The 18,035-nt window shown below is 67.0% G+C and carries 15 protein-coding genes, 1 tRNA gene and 1 pseudogene; 9 read left to right on the forward strand and 8 right to left on the reverse strand.

Features of this window, described 5'->3' with window-relative positions; genetic code table 11:
* A partial coding sequence (locus tag HUV01_RS03515) for a TonB-dependent receptor plug domain-containing protein (protein WP_174296933.1) occupies positions 1 to 2,563 on the forward strand: 2,563 nt, incomplete at its 5' end.
* A gap of 45 nt (positions 2,564 to 2,608) precedes the next feature.
* On the opposite strand, the gene hspQ is transcribed toward HUV01_RS03515, so the two are convergent.
* The gene (hspQ, locus tag HUV01_RS03520) at positions 2,609 to 2,983 is read right to left on the reverse strand and encodes a heat shock protein HspQ (RefSeq protein WP_174296934.1); all 375 of its coding nucleotides are present in this window, start codon (positions 2,981 to 2,983) and stop codon (positions 2,609 to 2,611) included.
* Positions 2,984 to 3,128: 145 nt separating this feature from the next.
* Here hspQ and HUV01_RS03525 point away from each other — a divergent pair.
* Positions 3,129 to 3,218, forward strand: a tRNA-Ser gene (locus HUV01_RS03525).
* A gap of 472 nt (positions 3,219 to 3,690) precedes the next feature.
* Complete coding sequence (locus HUV01_RS03530; protein WP_174296935.1) at positions 3,691 to 4,530, forward strand: restriction endonuclease; 840 nt, start codon at positions 3,691 to 3,693, stop codon at positions 4,528 to 4,530.
* 62 nt (positions 4,531 to 4,592) lie between these two features.
* Here HUV01_RS03530 and HUV01_RS03535 read toward each other — a convergent pair whose 3' ends face one another.
* From HUV01_RS03535 to HUV01_RS15070, 3 genes and pseudogenes are all read right to left on the reverse strand, one after another.
* Positions 4,593 to 4,832 (reverse strand): helix-turn-helix domain-containing protein, encoded by a 240-nt coding sequence (locus HUV01_RS03535; RefSeq protein ID WP_174296936.1) that lies wholly within the window; start codon positions 4,830 to 4,832, stop codon positions 4,593 to 4,595.
* 270 nt (positions 4,833 to 5,102) lie between these two features.
* A complete protein-coding gene (locus HUV01_RS03540) occupies positions 5,103 to 5,990 on the reverse strand; it encodes a tyrosine-type recombinase/integrase (RefSeq protein ID WP_254606350.1) in 888 nt (295 codons plus the stop codon).
* 33 nt (positions 5,991 to 6,023) lie between these two features.
* Positions 6,024 to 6,266 (reverse strand): annotated as a pseudogene (locus tag HUV01_RS15070) (Arm DNA-binding domain-containing protein); the annotation flags it as partial.
* 346 nt (positions 6,267 to 6,612) lie between these two features.
* Between HUV01_RS15070 and HUV01_RS03545 the strand changes: the two are divergent.
* The 3 genes from HUV01_RS03545 to HUV01_RS03555 all read left to right on the forward strand — a co-directional run bounded on the left by HUV01_RS03545 (position 6,613) and on the right by HUV01_RS03555 (position 11,208).
* Positions 6,613 to 8,250, forward strand: a complete 1,638-nt coding sequence (locus HUV01_RS03545) for an inorganic phosphate transporter (RefSeq protein WP_217430894.1) — start codon at positions 6,613 to 6,615, stop codon at positions 8,248 to 8,250.
* A 137-nt stretch (positions 8,251 to 8,387) separates the two neighbouring features.
* A complete protein-coding gene (locus HUV01_RS03550) occupies positions 8,388 to 10,565 on the forward strand; it encodes an alkaline phosphatase family protein (protein WP_174296939.1) in 2,178 nt (725 codons plus the stop codon).
* Positions 10,543 to 11,208 carry a hypothetical protein gene (locus HUV01_RS03555; RefSeq protein ID WP_174296940.1) on the forward strand — a complete coding sequence of 222 codons (666 nt, stop codon included), beginning with the start codon at positions 10,543 to 10,545 and terminating at the stop codon, positions 11,206 to 11,208. The genes HUV01_RS03550 and HUV01_RS03555 overlap by 23 nt, the downstream gene beginning before the upstream one ends.
* Positions 11,209 to 11,260: 52 nt before the next feature.
* Here the strand turns inward: HUV01_RS03555 and mtgA are convergent, their stop codons facing one another.
* From mtgA to HUV01_RS03575, 4 genes are read right to left on the reverse strand one after another with little or no spacing between them, the layout of a single operon-like run.
* Positions 11,261 to 11,941, reverse strand: a complete 681-nt coding sequence (mtgA, locus tag HUV01_RS03560) for a monofunctional biosynthetic peptidoglycan transglycosylase (protein ID WP_174296941.1) — start codon at positions 11,939 to 11,941, stop codon at positions 11,261 to 11,263.
* Between the two features lie 9 nt (positions 11,942 to 11,950).
* The gene (locus HUV01_RS03565; RefSeq protein WP_174296942.1) at positions 11,951 to 13,225 is read right to left on the reverse strand and encodes a flavin monoamine oxidase family protein; all 1,275 of its coding nucleotides are present in this window, start codon (positions 13,223 to 13,225) and stop codon (positions 11,951 to 11,953) included.
* Between the two features lies 1 nt (position 13,226).
* On the reverse strand, positions 13,227 to 14,129 hold the full coding sequence (rpoH, locus tag HUV01_RS03570; protein WP_174296945.1) for an RNA polymerase sigma factor RpoH: 903 nt from the start codon (positions 14,127 to 14,129) through the stop codon (positions 13,227 to 13,229).
* Between the two features lie 53 nt (positions 14,130 to 14,182).
* Positions 14,183 to 15,130, reverse strand: a complete 948-nt coding sequence (locus tag HUV01_RS03575; RefSeq protein WP_174296943.1) for an RluA family pseudouridine synthase — start codon at positions 15,128 to 15,130, stop codon at positions 14,183 to 14,185.
* Here HUV01_RS03575 and HUV01_RS03580 point away from each other — a divergent pair.
* From HUV01_RS03580 to HUV01_RS03590, 3 genes are all read left to right on the forward strand, one after another.
* On the forward strand, positions 15,129 to 15,557 hold the full coding sequence (locus HUV01_RS03580) for a Mov34/MPN/PAD-1 family protein (RefSeq protein ID WP_254606349.1): 429 nt from the start codon (positions 15,129 to 15,131) through the stop codon (positions 15,555 to 15,557). The genes HUV01_RS03575 and HUV01_RS03580 overlap by 2 nt on opposite strands.
* Before the next feature lie 176 nt (positions 15,558 to 15,733).
* Positions 15,734 to 16,393: a histidine phosphotransferase family protein gene (locus HUV01_RS03585; RefSeq protein ID WP_174296947.1), complete on the forward strand. Its 660-nt coding sequence runs from the start codon at positions 15,734 to 15,736 to the stop codon at positions 16,391 to 16,393.
* 38 nt (positions 16,394 to 16,431) lie between these two features.
* Positions 16,432 to 18,035, forward strand: a 1,604-nt coding sequence (locus tag HUV01_RS03590) for a chemotaxis protein CheA (protein WP_174296944.1), incomplete at its 3' end; no start/stop codon positions are given.

Raw genomic sequence — 18,035 nt, forward strand, 5'->3', positions numbered from 1 at the left:
CGGCGCGCTCGCGGCCGCGCCGCAGGAAGTGCCGCCCGGCGGCACCGGAACGCGCGTGGGATCGGGCGACGGCACCGGCGAAGGCCAGGCGTCGACGACGGGCACGACCGACAACGACATCATCGTCACCGGCACGCGCGCGGGCGGCATCACCGCGGCCGAGAGCGCGACGCCGATCAAGGTGCTCAACGCCGAGACGCTGAGCCATGTCGGCCAGCCCAACCTCAACCAGCAGCTCGCGCAGCTGGTGCCCTCGTTCACGGCCGAATCGTTCGGCGGTGACACCGCCAACCTGACGCTGTCGGCGCGTCTGCGCGGGCTGAGCCCCAACCAGACGCTGGTCCTGGTCAACGGCAAGCGCCGGCACGGCACCGCCAACCTCCATGTGCTGGCCGGGCCGTACCAGGGATCGGCCGCCCCCGACCTCGACCTGATCGCGCCCGAGTCGATCCAGCGGATTGAGGTGCTGGAGGACGGCGCCGCCGCGCAATACGGGTCGGACGCGATCGCGGGCGTCATCAACATCATCCTGAAGGACAGCACGAGCGGCATCGACGGCAACGCCACCGCCGGCGAATACTATGACACTGGCGGCGAGACTTATGCCGGCACGCTGCACGTCGGGACCAAGATCGGAGCGGCGGGCTATTTCGATGCGACCGGATTCTACCGGTACAACGACTTCACGCAGGTCGGCGGCGTCGACCGGCGCGTGTCGACGCCCGACGGCGCTCTCCAGCCCAGCTTGTCGGCGGCGCAGCGCTCGCTGTACGCCACCATCCCGGGCTTCGAGGGCAACAAGCAGATCACTGGCGGCAAGTTCGCCAACCGGATCAATGGCAACGCGCAATCCTACCTCGTCACCGGTCAGTACAACACCGGCTATGATTTCGGCGGCTTCAAGGTCTACAGCTTTGGCTCGTACAGCCGCCGCGTCGCCAGCGCATTCGAGAACCTTCGCGTGCCCGACCGGGTGATCGCCTCGCCGGTGCTCGGCGTCGCGGGCACGCTCACCACGCCGGGCGAGCTGATCCCGTTCCCGCAGGGCTTCAACCCGCGCGAGAAAATCAAAGAGAGCGACTTCGCCTTTACCGGTGGCGCCAAGGGCGACCTGGGCGGGTTCGGTTACGATCTCAGCGCCACCTACGGCCGCGACAAGAACGTGATCGAGACGGTCGACTCGGTAAACCGTTCGCTGTTCGTCAACACCCATGCAAGCCCGCGCAATTTCTACGACGGCTTCTTCCAGGCGAGCGAGTTCACCGCCAACGCGGACTTCTCCAAACCGTTCGATATCGGCACCGGCTCGATGCTCAACGTGGCATTCGGTGCCGAGTACCGCCGCAACACCTACCAGATCGGCTCGGGCGACGCGGGTTCGATCTACCTCGAAGGCGGCCAGTCCTATCCCGGCTTCCGCCCGACCGACGCGGGCAGCCACAGGCGCGACAATGCGGCGGGCTATATCGATCTCGCGACGACCGTCATGGACAAGCTGAAAGTCGACCTCGCCGGGCGATACGAACATTATTCGGATTTCGGCAGCCGGGTGATCGGAAAGGGGACCGCACGTTACGACATCGCGCCCACGTTCGCGATCCGCGGCACGGTCGACTCCGGCTTCCGGGCGCCGACCCTGGCGGAGGAGTTCTATTCGGCGACCAACGTCTCGCCGACTTCGGCGACCGTCCAGCTTCCCGCCAACTCGGCGGCGGCGAAGGTGCTGGGCTTCCAGAACCTGAGGCCGGAGAAGTCGTTCGGCTTCAGCTTCGGCGGCGTCTTCCGGCCGCTGCCCAAGCTGGCGATCACGATCGACGCCTACCAGACAAAGATCACCGATCGCATCCTGGGCACCGGCACGTTCTTCAACACGGGCGGCGCGACCAACTATCCGCTGGTGACGCAGGCGATCGTCGCCAATGGCAACATCCTGGACCCGACCGTCGTGCAGACGGGCATCAGCGTCTTCACGAACGGCGGCGACACGCGCACGCGCGGCATCGACGCCACCGCCAGCTACGACGTCGGCCTGAACGACCTGGGCGACCTGACGCTGAGCCTGTCGGCCAACTACAACAAGACGATCCTGACCAGGATCAACGCCGCGCCGACCGGGCTGCCGGGTGCCACCCTGTTCGACAAGACGTCGCAGAGCCTTCTCATCACCGGCTCGCCGAGGGTGAAGGTCACGACGCAGGGCTTCTACACGTACAACGCGATCTCGATCCTCGTCCGCGAGAACTTCTATGGGTCGACCTCGGCGCAATACAGTCCGGACGGCGGCAACTATACCTTAAACAGGGTCGGCTTCGCGGCAATCACCGATATCGAGCTGGGCGTGAAGATTACCAAGGCCTTGACCTTCTCGTTCGGTGCGAACAACCTGACCAACAAGAAGCCGCCGGCTTACGTACTGCTCCCGAATGTCGGACCCAACGGCGTTGTGAACGTGAACCAGCCGATCGTATCGAGCGGCGGCAACGTATACGACGCGCCGCTGGGTATCTCACCCTACGGGATCAACGGCGGCTATTATTACGGCCGGCTCGCCTTCAAGTTCTGACAAAATCCCGCCTGGGCCGCGCGTCGCGCGGCCCGGTAGCGGTCGTCAGTGGCGATGTTCGCGGCGCAGTTCGTAACGCCCGTCCGAAAAGCCGGTGAACAGCCCCGATATGGCAGGATGCTCCACCGGCTCGTCGCTGTCGTCGGCAAGCAGGTTCTGCTGACTGACATAGGCGATATAGCTCGCCTCCGCATTCTCCGCGAGCAGGTGGTAGAAGGGCTGGTCCTTGCGCGGGCGCAGGTCTTCCGGAATCGCGTCGTACCATTCCTGCGAGTTGGCGAAGACCGGATCGATATCGAAGATCACGCCTCGGAAATCGAGCATGCGATGCCGGACGATGTCGCCGATCGCGAAATCGGCGTGTGAAACGGCAGGTGCCACCGGAGCGGCGGCGGTGGGAAGGGCGACGCGAGGAACCATCGAACCTATCTAATGGACGGCCCGTTTCGCACAAGCGCCGCGAGCATGCGTGCCCGGCTTGTGTGGTGAGGCCGGTTCGTCTATGCGCCCGCCCTCGACTGAAAACCGACCCGGCATCGCGGATTGCCGGATCGGTACGCCTTGCGGAGAGGTGCCAGAGTGGTCGATCGGGACGGTCTCGAAAACCGTTGTGCCCTCGCGGGTACCGTGGGTTCGAATCCCACCCTCTCCGCCACTTGCTTGTGATAAGCGATTGAAACCGCTAATCATTTTTGCGTTTCTCGCAGTCTTCCCCTCATTCGTTCCTACAGCCGTTTCGCGTCTTTCCCTTGCGGAAGGGTAACACGCGTTTTTCAGGTCCGCGACGTGTGGCGAATGCAATCATCTGCCCGCGATTGCACGATATTTTTAGCGGTTTTTGACAGCCGAAGCGCGGCGGGTGTCGATGGTCGGCCATATCACGAAGCCGGCATAGCGTGGCCCGTTGCGGCGACGGCTCTCCTCTGGCATCCAACTCCCCGCATGTGGTCTGTCCCGCGTGTGAGGCGTGGAACCCTCATGGCTCAAGGCCCGGTCAATCTCATTGGCCGGCTGGATGCCGTCATGTCCAAGGTGCAAGCCCAAAAGCGGCATCGCCTTGTCCTTAGCAGGGGTTCCAACGGCCGGTTCTGACCGGTCGGCGCTTCCAGAATAGTGGAGCGCGTCGGGTGCAAGCTCTTATCATTGTTGTTGTGCTGTTGGCGCTTGGCTTCTGGCACGCGGAGCGGAAGAAGGCGGCTGAAAACGCGCGATTGCGATCGCGACAAATAGCCGTCGAGATTGAGGCGGCTTATCTTGAGGCAGACGCCGCTCAAGCGGAACTTGAACGCACAGAACGGAAAAACGCCGACTGGTCGGCTTGGCAAGATCAGTATGCCGCAAGCTCTCTCGAAGCGGCGGAGGCTGAGGAGCTACTGCAGCTATTCACCGCAAGACACATCGATACATTGCTCATTAAACAACGTCAGTTAACATTTACGGACGATTACGGCAGAGCTGATTTGACTGCGTTCATCAAAGAGCTAGAATATTTCGTCAATAAGGTAGTGCCAGAAGATATACGGCGTCCACTTCTCAATCATCACGGCGATGACGCTGTATTGATGATGACGTCACTTGTCAGAATATGCTTGCTTGAAGCCAATGACCCATCTGTTCCCATTGGACTGTGCTACAGCCCTGAAATGTCCGGTGTAGACTTCGAGCGTTTAGTTGGTGAAAAGCTTGTCACTGCGGGGGCAGTCGTCCAATTTACGCCTGTCACGGGAGATCAAGGCGCGGATTTGCTTGTGAGGTACGATTGCCGCACGATCGTCGTTCAATGTAAGCGGTCAGCGTCAACTGTCGGTAACGGCGCGGTGCAAGAGGCCCATGCTGGGTGCAAGTTTTACGAGGCAGATGAGGCTTGGGTCGTGAGCGACGCACCCTTCTCACGCAGCGCCCGCCAGCTCGCCGATTCCCTATGTGTCCGGCTAGTAAACTTCGATCAGGTCGAAGCCGCGCTGTAGGTAAGGGTTCGTGATTATTAATCTATGAATCTGTAGCGTCGAAAACGTAGTCTAGGCGGCGGTCACGCCGCCCGCTCAAGTCGCCCAGAAATGAGGGCTTCAAGATCTGCCGCACGAATGAGGCGGCGTTTGCCGATGAGCGTGGACGGGAGCACGCCACCCGTGATGAGCGCATACAGCTTGGTCTTGCCGATGCCAATTGCGGCGGACGCCTCCGGTACGCTGTAGGCAAGGCGCTCAAGGCGATTTTCCGTTCTGCCACCGGTCGAAGTCGCGCGCTGCTGGTTCGTGAAGTTGTTCATAGCATTTACCTCCGAGGCGTCATCTAGAGCCAAGAAGCGTCATCGCTAGCTCGTTTTTTGGCTTTGACCGGGTACCTTTGCGATTAGTAGTGGGGGCTTGGCTATTACACGTTTCCGTTTTCCCCTTTTAACCGGGTACTTTCCTCTTATTCTAATTTTTTTTTTTGATATTCTATAAAATCACATCAATGATTTATATATAGAATATTCAGAAAGTACCCGGTAAAAAGCAGAAAACCGAAAGCCCTTAAGAGAGGGTGCTTGTCTCCATCACGTCGGGGCACCGACGAATATCGCCCAATCGGTCATCATCGTCCGGCGGATATCAAGATAGTTTGATCGGAGATACGCTTTAACATTTTTGCTAGGGATTACGTGGGCCAGCGCGGCCTCTGCCGCCTCGCTAGGGAACGCGGTCGCCTCTGCGGCCCACACGCGGAAGCTTGATCGAAGGCCGTGAACTGTCGAAGCCCCTCCTACAGCGGTTCGCAGCGTCTTGAGCATCGTCATGTCGCTGAGCGGCTTGCCTTTCAGGCCAGGGAAGATCGGTTCGCCAGCGATGCCCTTTCGTATCCGTTCTGCGGTTCGAAGGACGGCAAGAGAGGCGCCTGACAGCGGCACGACGTGTTCCTTCTGGGCTTTCATCCGGCCCGCAGGGATCGTCCAAATCGCATTCACTAGGTCGATCTCACCCCAAGTCGCTCCGCGCACCTCGCCAGATCGCGCCGCCGTCAGAATGACGAACCGCAACGCCAGTCGTCCGGCCGTGTCGTTCCCGGCCAGTTTGGCCGTCAAGCCCGCCACCTGCTTGTAGGGCAACGCGGCGAAGTTGCCGGATCGCTTGGTCTGCTTCGCAAGCCCCGTTTTAACCGATCGCAGCGGCGCTTCCTCCTGACGGTGGCCCTTAGCGTGCGCCCAATCGAGTACGGTCTTGACCCGTTGCAATACACGGCGGGCCGTTTCTTGCCTGTCATTCCAGATTGGCGCGAGCAGATCACGGATTGCTGGCCCAGCCACCTTGTCGATCGGAAGCGCGCCGATCGTAGGGAACGCATAGGTCTCTAGCGACGACAGCCATTGTGCCCGGTGTTTCGGGTTCTTCCAGTGGCGTTCGCGTTCCCTGTGAACGGCTAGTGCCGCCTCGCGGAAAGTCGGCATGGCGGCTAGGATTCTTCGTGAGGCTCTTTTGGCCTCCACGGGGTCCACCCCTGCCGGAACCTGCTTTCGCGTCTCTACGGCCCTCTGGCGGGCTTCTGCGAGGCTAATGGACTTTGCCGGTCCTAATCCGAACTCGCGACGTCGCCCGTTCAGTTGGTGGAGCAGCACCCATGAACGCGTGCCACCTGCCTTGATGACGAGATACAGCCCGTCCCCATCCGCGTGCCGTCCGGGCGTGCTCAACGCTTTCACGGCCATGACTGTAAGTTTTCCCATTTTCACCTCCGACCCCACAACAATCCCCACACGACATAGCGGTCATAGGCGAACGGGAAAGGTGGGGGGCGCGAAGTTACCGGGTAAGGACGGCGGTTTTCTGGGGATTTTGTGAACGCTGGCGAGTCATGATGGTCACGGGTTAGACGGACACCCTCTCCGCCAGCCTTCCGGCTTCCGATCCAGCTGGCGCCCGCCGAGCCCGAGCCCGAGCCCCTCCGAGCCCCCGATGGGAGGTCGACCGGGATATGTATGTCGACGGTCAGGCGCCGAGCGGCTAGGGAAACGTCGCCCGCTTCTGTTGTCGGCACCGGAACGGTTCACCAGTCCGCCGTGGAGACACATGATGGCTTCCGTCGCATCGCAGTCCGCCCCTCCACTTGGCCGGCTTGCAGAACATCGCGTCCACCCGGCCGCTGCCACGGGTTTCCTGCTCGTCCTGCTGGCGGGGCTCGGCTTTGCGGCCGTCAACATCGTCTTCGACACGCGCGACGCGGGCGAGCCGCTGGCGACCGGCGCGTTCCTGTTTCTCGGCCTCGCGCTCGTGGTGGCGCTGGCCTTCGAGTTCGTGAACGGCTTCCATGACACCGCCAACGCGGTCGCGACGGTGATATACACCCATTCACTGCGACCTGTGCCGGCGGTGCTCTGGTCGGGCGGGTGGAACTTCGTGGGCGTCGTCGCCTCGTCGGGAGCGGTCGCCTATTCGATCATTACGCTGCTGCCGGCCGATCTGGTCATGGGCGTCGGATCGGCAGCAGGCTATGCCATGATCTTCGCGCTGCTGATCGCGGCGCTGATCTGGAACCTCGGCACCTGGTGGCTGGGGCTGCCCAATTCGTCGAGCCACGCGCTGATCGGATCGGTGCTCGGCGTCGGGCTCGCCAACCAGCTGCTGGCCAAGGGAGTCGGCGGCGCCGCCGGGGTCGACTGGGGACAGGCGAAGGACGTGCTGCTGGCGCTGCTCGTCAGCCCGGCGATCGGGTTCCTCGGCGCGGGCGGGCTGCTTTTCGCCATGAAGCGGCTGGTGCGCGACCGGACACTCTATGAACAGCCAAAGGGTGACGCGCCGCCGCCGCGCGGCATCCGTGCGCTGCTGATCCTAACCTGCACGGCAGTGTCGTTCGCGCATGGCGGCAACGACGGGCAGAAAGGCATGGGGCTCATCATGCTGATCCTGATCGGCGTCGCCCCGACCGCCTATGCGCTCAACCGCACGATGCCCGACAGTTCGACGTCCGCGTTCGTGGCGACGGCGGCGCGGGCGAAGGCGACGTTCCTGGCGCGGGCGGGGGACGTGCGGGTCGCTCCTGTCGCCGCGGCCACGATCCTGCGGCAGGCGATCCGCAGCCGCGACGCAGACCATCCGCGCGTCCACGCCGCCCTGGCGGCCGAGGCGGAGGTCATCAGCGCGGACCTGAAGGAATATGGCTCGATCCGACGCGTGCCGGCCGCCGCCACGCCCAACCTGCGCAACGAGATGTACCTGACGCTGGACGCCTCGCGGTTGTTGACGAAGGACACGGCCCGCGCCGACGGCCTGTTCCCGAACGGCGGCGCGCGCGCGGTAGTCGCCTATCAGGACCTGCTGGAACGAGGCACGCGCTATATCCCGACCTGGGTCAAGGTCACGGTCGCGCTCGCACTGGGGCTCGGCACGATGATCGGCTGGCGCCGGATCGTGGTGACGGTGGGGGAGAAGATCGGCAAGCAGCACCTAACCTATGGAATGGGAGCGTCCGCCGAGCTGGTCGCCGCCGCCACCATCCTGCTCGCGCAGGTGAAGGGGATGCCGGTCTCCACCACGCACATCCTGTCCAGCGGCGTCGCGGGCACGATGACGGCGGACGGCGCAGGATTGCAGGGGGCGACGGTGCGCAACATCGCGCTCGCCTGGGTCATGACGCTGCCCGCGGCGATGGTGCTCGCCGGGCTGTTGTATGCGCTTCTGCTGGCGGGCGTGCACGTCGCCGGGCTTGGCTGAATGACCGGTCCAGGTCTCGCCGGGGACCGGCACGGGCATTGTCACCGATCTGTCATCGTCGCTTCGCAGCTCCGTCACACGCCGCGCCTATCAAACCCGTGCTCCAGGGGAACGCGGGGCGCGAACGGGAGGATATGATGCGCAACTTGCCCGCCGGCCTGATGGCTTCGGCCCTGCTCGCGACCTCGTTCGCGCTCTCGGGCTGTGGCGATGGCGTCGCCGCTACCCCAAGTCCGACGCCGACGCCCACCGCGACCGCCACGCCGCTGGCGGCGACCCGCACGATCGTGATGGTGTGGGACGGCCTGCGCCCCGACGACGTCAGCCAGGTGGACACGCCCAACCTGTACGCGCTCCAGCAGGCCGGCGTGAACTTCTCCGACAACCACTCGACCTATCCGACCTTCACGATGATGAACGGCTCGTCCTTCGCGACCGGCTCGTTCCCCAGGACCAGCGGTTTCTACGGCAACACCTTCTGGACGCCGCCGCAGGGCGCGTCGAACGCGATCCCGGTCGGCAACTCCGCCGCCGGCACGTCGCAGGACTATGTCGATCCCGTCTTCACCGAGGATTATGCCGTCCTCTCCACGCTCAACACCTATTACGGCGGCCAGCTTCTGCTCGTGAAGAGCCTGTTCGCGACGGCGCAGGCGGCCGGCATCGCCACCGCGACCGTGGGCAAGAGCGGCGCCGCCTTCATCCAGGACCTGGGCCAGGGCGGCAGCTTCATCGACGAGAACACGGTACAGCCGCGCAGTCTCGCGACCGAACTGCAGGCTGCGGGCTATTCGCTGCCCGCCAACACCGTCTACAACTATTCCGGCGCTCAGGCGGTGACGCTGGCATCCACCAACGGGTCGCCGACCGCCCGCGCGGGCTATGTCACCTTCAACACGAACGCCTACGATCCCAACGGGCAGCTGACGGTCGCGGCGCGCGACTCGCAGGATACGACGCAGGGGGCGCCCGAGGACGCGGCCAACAAGTACATGCTGTCGACCTTCGTGAACTACATCCTGCCCAAGAAGAACCCGATGCTCTCCCTCATCTGGTTCCGCACGCCCGACAACGTGGAGCACGGCTATGGGCCGGGCACCGCTAATGCGCGCGCCGGGCTGCGCTCGCAGGACGCGCGGCTGGGCGAGCTGATGGCGGGACTGAAGGCGCAGGGGCTGGACGCGACGACCAACATCGTCGTGGTGTCCGACCACGCGCATTCCAGCGTCTCTGGCCCGGTGGACCTCTATCCGCTCCGGGCGATCATGCCGTCGCCGACCGCTCCCAACGGCACGCTCGTCAACGGCGCCACCAGCGGGACGGACGCGGCGGCCATCGGCGTCCCGACGCCGGTCGGCTTCTCCTTCTCCGGTGACGTCCGATCCGCCGACCTGCTGACCTATCGCGGCTTCAGCGCGTATGACGGCAACGGCTGTTCGACGAGCGCGATGTACGGCCTGGGGGTCTCCAACGTCCCGACGGTACCGGTCCGGTCCGACACGAGCGGCGCGCTATGCGGCGCGGCCAACACCAAATACCAGGCGGTGAGCGCGGCGCTCGCCAAGCCGGTGGCGAGCTTCAAGGTGCCCGCGCCCGGCAGCCTGCCCGCCAACGGGATCGTCGTCGCGGCCAACGGCGGCTCCGATTACTTCTACGTTCCCGGCCACGATGCCGCGACGGTCGCGGCGCTGGTGAAGTTCCTTCAGCAACGCGAGGAATATGGGGCGATCTTCGTCGACAGCCGCTATGGCGCGGTTCCCGGCACGCTGACGATGGCGAACGTCAACCTGGAGAACGCGAGCCGTCAGAACAACGGCCAGCCGGACGTCGTGGTGTCCTTCGCCTCCGACGACACCGTCAGCATCCAGGGCAAGTCCGGCATCGAGTTCGAGAGCACGGGCGGCCAGCGCGGGATGCACGGCAGCTTCGGCAGCACCGACGTCCACAACACGCTGATCGCCGCCGGCCCGTCGTTCCGCAAGGCGCTGAGCAACACGACGCCGACCGGCAACGTCGACGTGGCGCCGACCGTCGCGTATCTCCTGCGCCTCGCGATGCCGGCCGCCGACGGGCGCATCCTCAACGAGGCGCTGGTGACGCCCGCGAGCGGTTCGGCGCCGACGGTCGCCGCCTCCACCGTCTCGTCCAGCACCGCCACCGGGCTCGCGTTCGAGCTGCCGACCGATCCGACCGGCGGCACCAAGGACACGCGCCGGACCGCCGGCAGCTATCAGGTCGCGCTTCAGGTCAAGGACCTGACGATCGACGGGAAGACGTATCGCTATTTCGACCATGCCCGTGCCCTGCGGCAATAGGATCGGTGCGGCGGCGGCGGTGGTCTGCGCCGCCGCCGGCATGATCGGCGCGGCACCGACGACCAGCTTCGACACGGTCTTCACCGCCGCTGGCGAGCCGCCGTTCCTCCATGCCGTCGTCCTGTTCGCCGCCGGGGGGTCGCCGCACCGGATGGAGTTGTGGCGTGACCATGAACGGCGCATCCTGCGCACGACGGATGCGCGCATCACGACACTGGCGACGCACACCCGGGACGCCGGATACGACCTTGTGGTGCTCGACCGCAACCGACGCACCAGCACGCGCATCTCGCGCGACAACCTATACCGGATGGGCTCCTTCACGGACTGGTTCGACCTCGGCCATGGGCTTCGCCACCCGCATGGGAACTACCGGCTGACCCCGACCGCGAGTGCCGTGCCCGCGACGCTGCCGGCCACGCCGGCGCCGTGCCGCTGGTACGACCTCGACCAGCCGGGCGGCGGCGCCCACATCTGCTGGGACGCACGCGACCGGTTGCCGCTCCTGATCGCAACCGCGGCGTGGGTGCCGGCATGGCGGATCGTCGCCATCGATCACGCCGCGATCGGGACCGGCCGTTTCGTGCTGGACGATCGCGGCTATGTCCGCAACGATGCCGATCAGGACGTCGAAGGGGACTGATGTCCCGCGGTGCCCGTCGGACGCGCTGTTAAGCGCACCGCCGATCGTCCGGTCAGGATCGCAGGCAGCGGTCGAGGCCGCTCGCCCGCACCACCCCGACATAGCGCGCCAGCACGTTGCCGTGGCGCCGCACGAAGCCGTGCGGATCGACGGCGGCACGTTTCTTGGGCAGCGGCAGGATCGCCGCGATCCGCGCTGCCTCCGTAGCCGACAGCCGGCCGGCGCCGTGGTGGAAATAGCGTTCGGACGCCGCCTGCACGCCATAGGTGCCGATGCCCGTCTCGGCGAGGTTCAGATACACCTCCATGATCCGCCGCTTGCCCCAGATCGCCTCGATCAGGACGGTGAACCAGGCCTCCAGCCCCTTGCGGACCCAGCCGCCGCCCTGGAACAGGAACGCGTTCTTCGCGGTCTGCTGGCTGATCGTGGAGCCGCCGCGGATGCGCCCGCCACTCGCGTTGCGCTGCGCCGCCCGCTCGATCGCCTGCACGTCGAAGCCGCGGTGCAGGCAGAAGCGCGCATCCTCCCCCGCGATCGCCGCGCGCGCCATGTCGGGATCGATCCGGTCGAGCGGCGCCCAGTCGCTGGCGATCCGGTGCCCCGCCAACCGGTCGCCCAGCATCGTGAACGTGTAGGGCGGCGGCACGAAGCGATAGACGACGACCCAGGCGACGCTGACGATGACGAAGCCCAGGACGAGCTTCAGGACTGGGCGGAGCAGCCGGCCGATCATCGGGTGACCCTAGCCCGGAACGGCGATCGTGGCCAACAGCGCGTGAGCGGCGGCGACGCCGGTCTCGTATGCGCCGTGCGCGGTGGAGAAGTCGGTCGCGGAGCAGGCCTCGCCTGCGAAGAACAGCCGTCCGTCGATCGGCTCGGCGAGCACCGCGCGCTGGCCTGCCATGCCGACGCGCGCGTGGCTATAGCTGCCGCCGATCAGCGGGTCGTGCCGCCAGCGGGTCCTGGCGAGGGGAGTGAAGCGCCAGTCGCGGCCGAGCAGCCGCAGCAGTTCGCCGATCGCGAAATCGGCGGCGCCCGCGTCGCTCTCCCGCTCCAGCATCTCTGCGCAGTCGCCGCCGACGAACACCTCGACCAGCGGCTGTCCGAAGGGCGCGAGGCGGTAGCTTGCGGTACAGGCGCTGTGCGGGTCGCCGATCAGATGGGCGTTGGCCGGGAAGGCGGGGCCGTCGATGACCAGGAAGATCTTGTCGGCCAGCCCCAGCGGCAGCGCCTCGGCCGCCGCCTGCTTGTCCCGGAGCGGCGGATCGAACGCCACATCGCCCCGCGCCAGGACCGTGGTGGGCAGGGCGACGACGACGGCGCCGGTCTCGATCGTACCCGCGTCGGTCTCGACCCGGATCGTGCGTCCGCGATGGTCGATCCGCAGGACGCGGGTGCCGAGCCGTACCGACACCCCTTCCGCATGACGGGCGACGAGCGTGCCATAGCCCTCGCGCACCGCCCAGTTGTCGTCGGTCGCCGCGTCCTCATACGCCGCCCAGTCGTGCAGCGAGACGTTGGCGAGCTGCGCGCCGTTGGCATAGCCGGATATCGCATCGATCAGCAGGCGCCACGGACCCGGCGCGACGGCATCCGCAAGCGGACGGTCGACGCCGGCCAGCAACCCGTGAGCCTGCGCCTCCATCGCCTCCCATGCCGCACCAAACGCCTCGCGCTCGTCAGGCGAAAAGCCCAGGTCGCGCCATTGCTCGCGCCATCCGGTCGGCGTGCGATCGACGGTCAGGCCATAGGCTCCGGCAAGCGCGGTCCAGGGGTTACGGCGGGCGGAGTGGAGCCATCCGCACCCGCAATCGACGGTGACTTGACCCGGCACTCCCGACGCGTCGGCACCGGCGCCGGACAGTCCCAGCCGCATCGAATGGGCTCGCCCGCCGAGCCGGTCCTTCCCCTCCAGCAGGAGCACGTCGCGGCCGGCGTCGTGCAACGCGCGCGCGGCGGCGATCCCGGCCGCGCCGCCGCCGATCACGACGGCGTCGCGTCCAGCACCGCTCCGCATGTCAGGCGGTCAGCAGCCGCTTCTCGCCCGCGATCCGCATCATCGCCTTCTGCAGCTTCTCGAACGCGCGCACCTCGATCTGGCGAACCCGCTCGCGCGAGACGCCATAGACCTGGCTCAATTCCTCCAGCGTCTTGGGATCGTCGGTCAGGCGGCGTTCGGTCAGGATGTGCTTCTCTCTGTCGTTAAGGTCGTCCATGGCGTTGACGAGCATCCCGTGCCGCACGTCCGCCTCCTGCGCCTCCGCGACCGTCTGGTCCTGCAGCGGCGCGGTATCCTGCAACCAGTCCTGCCACTGGCCCTCGCCGTCCTCGTTCATCGAGACGTTGAGGCTGGTGTCGCCGCCCATCGCCATCCGGCGGTTCATGGAGACGACGTCGTTCTGCGTCACGCCCAGATCGGTCGCGATCTTTGCGACGTTCTCGGGGGAAAGATCGCCGTCCTCGAACGCGTCGAGCTTCGACTTCATGCGCCGCAGGTTGAAGAACAGCTTCTTCTGCGCGGCGGTGGTGCCCATCTTCACGAGCGACCAGGAGCGCAGGATGTATTCCTGGATCGATGCCCTGATCCACCACATCGCATAGGTCGCGAGGCGGAAGCCGCGATCGGGCTCGAACTTCTTCACACCCTGCATCAGGCCGATGTTGCCCTCGCTGATGAGCTCGGACGTCGGTAGGCCGTAGCCGCGATAGCCCATCGCAATCTTGGCGACGAGGCGCAGATGGCTGGTGACGAGCTGCGCCGCCGCGTCGGTGTCGCCGTGTTCCTGGAACCGCTTGGCCAGCATGAACTCCTGCTCGGGCTGGAGCAGCGGGAACTTGCGGATCTCGGACAGGTAACGGTTCAGCCCGGCTTCGCTGCCGAGCGCGGGGATCGTCGCCGGGACGTTGCTCTTGGCCATGATCAAACTCCCTTAGCCTGCCGCGAACCGCCCTGGGGGACGATACCGTGTGGCGCTTATGCCGAAAGATGGGTGAACAGCGCCTGCATGTCTGCCGGCAGATCGCTGTCGAATGCCACATCCTCACCCGTCACCGGATGACTGAACCCCAGCCCTGCCGCGTGCAAGGCCTGTCTGTGGAAACCCAGTGTCGCCAGCAACGCGCGATGCGCGGGTCGGGTCCGGCCATAGACCGGATCGCCTATCAATGGATGTCCCAGTGAACCCATGTGTACGCGCACCTGATGCGTGCGGCCGGTTTCGAGCCGGCATTCGACCAGCGCCGCCCCGGCCAGCCGCTCGCGCAGCCTGTAGTGTGTCACCGCGCGCCTGCCGCCGGGCACGATCGCGACCTTCTTGCGGTCGCGCGGCGAGCGGGCGAGCGGGGCGTCCACCGTCCCCGAGGGCGGCGACGGGATGCCCGACGTGATCGCCAGGTAGCGCCGGTGGATGCTGTGGTCGTGGAACTGCCGCGCCAGCCCCTCGTGCGCGCGATCGGTCTTGGCGGCGACCATCAGCCCCGAGGTGTCCTTGTCGATCCGGTGGACGATCCCGGGCCGCGCGACCCCGCCGATGCCGGAGAGCCGCCCGGCGCAATGGTGGAGCAGCGCGTTGACGAGCGTGCCGTCGGGATTGCCCGCAGCGGGATGGACGACGAGCCCGGCCTGCTTGTCGATCACCAGCAGATGCTCGTCCTCGAACACGATCGTCAGGGGAATGTCCTGCGCCTCGGCGGTCGCCGGCTCGGGCGCGGGGACCGCGATGGCGAACCTGTCCCCGGCGGCGGCGCGGCGGGCGGGATCGCGCACGGGGAACCCGTCGCGCGTCACCTGGCCCGAGAGGATCAGCGCCTTCAGCCGCTCGCGCGACAGCGTCGGGACCGCGTCCGCGAGCGCGCGATCCAGCCGCAAGCCGTCCGCCGCGTCGCCGATCGTCGCTTGTATGATCGAGACCCCCCGGTCCATGACGTCGCAGATGGCGAACGCGGTGGCGATTGCAAGCGATCTGGCCGACTGGCTGGCGGCCCAGGCGGCGGCGTCGCCGGCGGAGGAGGTATGCGGACTGCTGTTCGGCGGCCCCGCCCGCATCGCATCCGCGACCGCGTGCCGCAACGTCGCCGCCGAGACCGCGCGCAGGTTCGAGATCGATCCCGTCGCCCTCCTCGCCGCGCATCGGGCCGCGCGCGCGGGCGGACGGGCGGTGATCGGCTGCTGGCACTCGCATCCGTCCGGTGGAGCGACGCCCTCGCTCCGCGATGCAGCGGATGCCGCGCCCGACGGGGCATTGTGGCTCATCGCGACGGCATCCGAGCTGCGCGCGTGGCGGGCGGGGCCGACCGGCGAGGTGGGCGGGCGGTTCGATCCGGTCGCGCTGACGATCGACGACTGCTGACCGGCAGCTTGCATCCCCCGGCTTACGCGCCTTGGCTTGCACCTCTCCGGCTTGCACCGGCGCTGCCCGAGCGGCACAAGCGATCGGTGTCCATCGCCGCTCCCGCCACGCCAGTCCCCGCCAAGCCCGATCCGGCCAAGCCCGATCCGGCCAAGCCCGATCCGGCGGCACCCGCGATGGCGGCGGGCGCCGTCGAGTTCGCCAGCCTGCTGTGCTCGCGCCTGTGCCACGACCTGCTCTCGCCGGTCGGGGCGCTCAACAACGGGCTGGAGCTGCTGGCGGACGAACGCGATCCCGCGATGCGCGAGCGGTGCATGGAGCTGCTGGCGGAAAGCGCGCGCGCCTCGGCGGCGAAGCTGAAGTTCTTTCGCCTGGCGTTCGGTGCCGCCGGCGGGTTTGGCGACGTGGTCGACTCGCGCGAGGCGCGTTCCGCGATCGAGGACCTGCTCGCGGCGAACCGGCGGCTGGCGTTCGGCTGGCTGGTCGAGGAGGATACGCTGCCCAAGCCCGCCGCCAAGGTGTTGCTGAACCTCGGCATGATCGCCGGCGACGCGCTGGTGCGTGGCGGCCGGCTGGATATCGGCGCGGAGCGTGGCGACACGGGCGCGCTGGAAATCGTCCTTCAGGCCCGGGGGGCGCGACTGGTGCTCGATCCCGTGTTGCGCGACGCGCTGACCGGCGGCGGGGCGGCGGCGGAGATCACCGCGCGCACCGCGGCGGCGCATCTGGTCCACGCCGTCGTCACCCAGGCGGGCGGGCGGGTGCAGATCGACATGGCGGACGGCACGCTGCTGATCGGCGCCGCCTTTCCCGCACCCGTGGCGGCGGCCGCATAACCCGTAATTAACCCCGGCGCAGCCATGGTCGGCGGCGCATGGACGAGCTGCTTCAGGACTTCATCACCGAGACGCGGGAGACGCTGGCGGCGATCTCGGGCGAGATCGTCGCGTGGGAGGCCGATCCGGCCGATCGCGCGCGGCTCGACGCGATCTTCCGCTTCGTCCACACGGTGAAGGGCAGCTGCGGCTTCCTCGACCTGCCGCGCCTGGCCCGGCTCAGCCACATGGCCGAGGACGTACTCGCGGCGGTACGATCGGGCGAGCGGCGGCCGGACACGCCCATGGTCGACGCGGTGCTGGCCATCATCGACCGGATCGGGCAGATCGTCGAGGGCATCGATGTCGGCGCGACGTTCGACGATACCGGCGACGACCTGCTGATCGCGGCGCTCGATGCGCGCGGGCCGCTGCCGGCACCTCTGCCAGCGCCTCTGTCGGCACCTGTTTCGGCACCTGTTTCGGCACCGGGGCCGGGACGATCGCCCGGGCCGATCGGCTCGGCCGGGCCGCCGCGCGCCGTCAACCGCAGCGTGCGGCTGAGCGTCGACCTGCTCGACCGCATGATGAGCGGCATGTCCGACATGGTGCTGGCGCGCAACGAGCTTGCCCGCAAGCTGCGCGACGATGCCGATCCGCGACTGGAGGCGGCGCTGGAGCGACTGTCCGCGAGCGTCGTCGAGATGCGCGAGACGGTGACGCGCACGCGTATGCAGCCGATCGACGCGCTGTTCTCGCCGCTGCCCCGCATGGTGCGCGACACCGCCGCCAGCCTTGGCAAGACGGTGTCGCTGGAGATCGACGGCGCCGACGTCGAGCTCGACCGCGAGATGGTGGAGGTGATGCGCGACCCGCTCGTCCATCTCATCCGCAACGCGATCGACCACGGCCTTGAATCCGCCGACGAGCGGCGGCGCTCCGGCAAGCCGGAGGCCGGTCGCCTCTCGATCTCCGCGCGGCAGGCGGGCAACCAGATCATCATCGATATCGCCGACGACGGCCGCGGCATCGACACCGGGCGGCTGGTCGCCAAGCTGGCGGCGCAACCCGGACAGGACGCCGCGGCGCTCCGCGCGCTGCCGGAGGCGGCGAGGCTGGAGCTGGTGTTCCATCCCGGCCTGTCGAGCAAGGACGAGGCGACCGCGATCTCCGGTCGCGGCGTCGGCATGGACGTGGTGCGCGCCAACGTCGAGCAGGTCGGCGGCCGCATCGAGCTTGGCAACGCGCCCGGCCGCGGACTGACCGTCAGCATCCACGTCCCGCTGACGCTGTCGATCATCCCGGCGGTGATCGTGGGCATCGGCGGCCAGCGGTTCGCGCTTCCGCGCCAGTCGATCCGCGAGATCGTGACGACCGCAAGTGAGGCGACCCGCATCCAGCGGCTGGGCGACGCAGACATCGCGACGGTCCGCGACCGGCGGATGCCGCTCGTCGACCTCGGCGCCGCGCTGGGGATCGGGCGCGCCGCGCGGTCGATGATCGTCATCCTGGAACTGCGCGACGGCAGCTATGCGCTCGGCGTCGACGCGGTGTTCGATACCGAGGAGCTGGTCGTGAAGCCCGCGACCCCGGCGGTGATGTCGGCGGGCATCTATGCCGGCCAGACGCTGCCCGACAGCGGCCTGCCGATGCTGCTGCTGGA

Source organism: Sphingomonas bacterium (assembly GCF_903643035.1).
In the GTDB taxonomy this organism is placed as follows: Bacteria; Pseudomonadota; Alphaproteobacteria; order Sphingomonadales; family Sphingomonadaceae; genus Sphingomonas.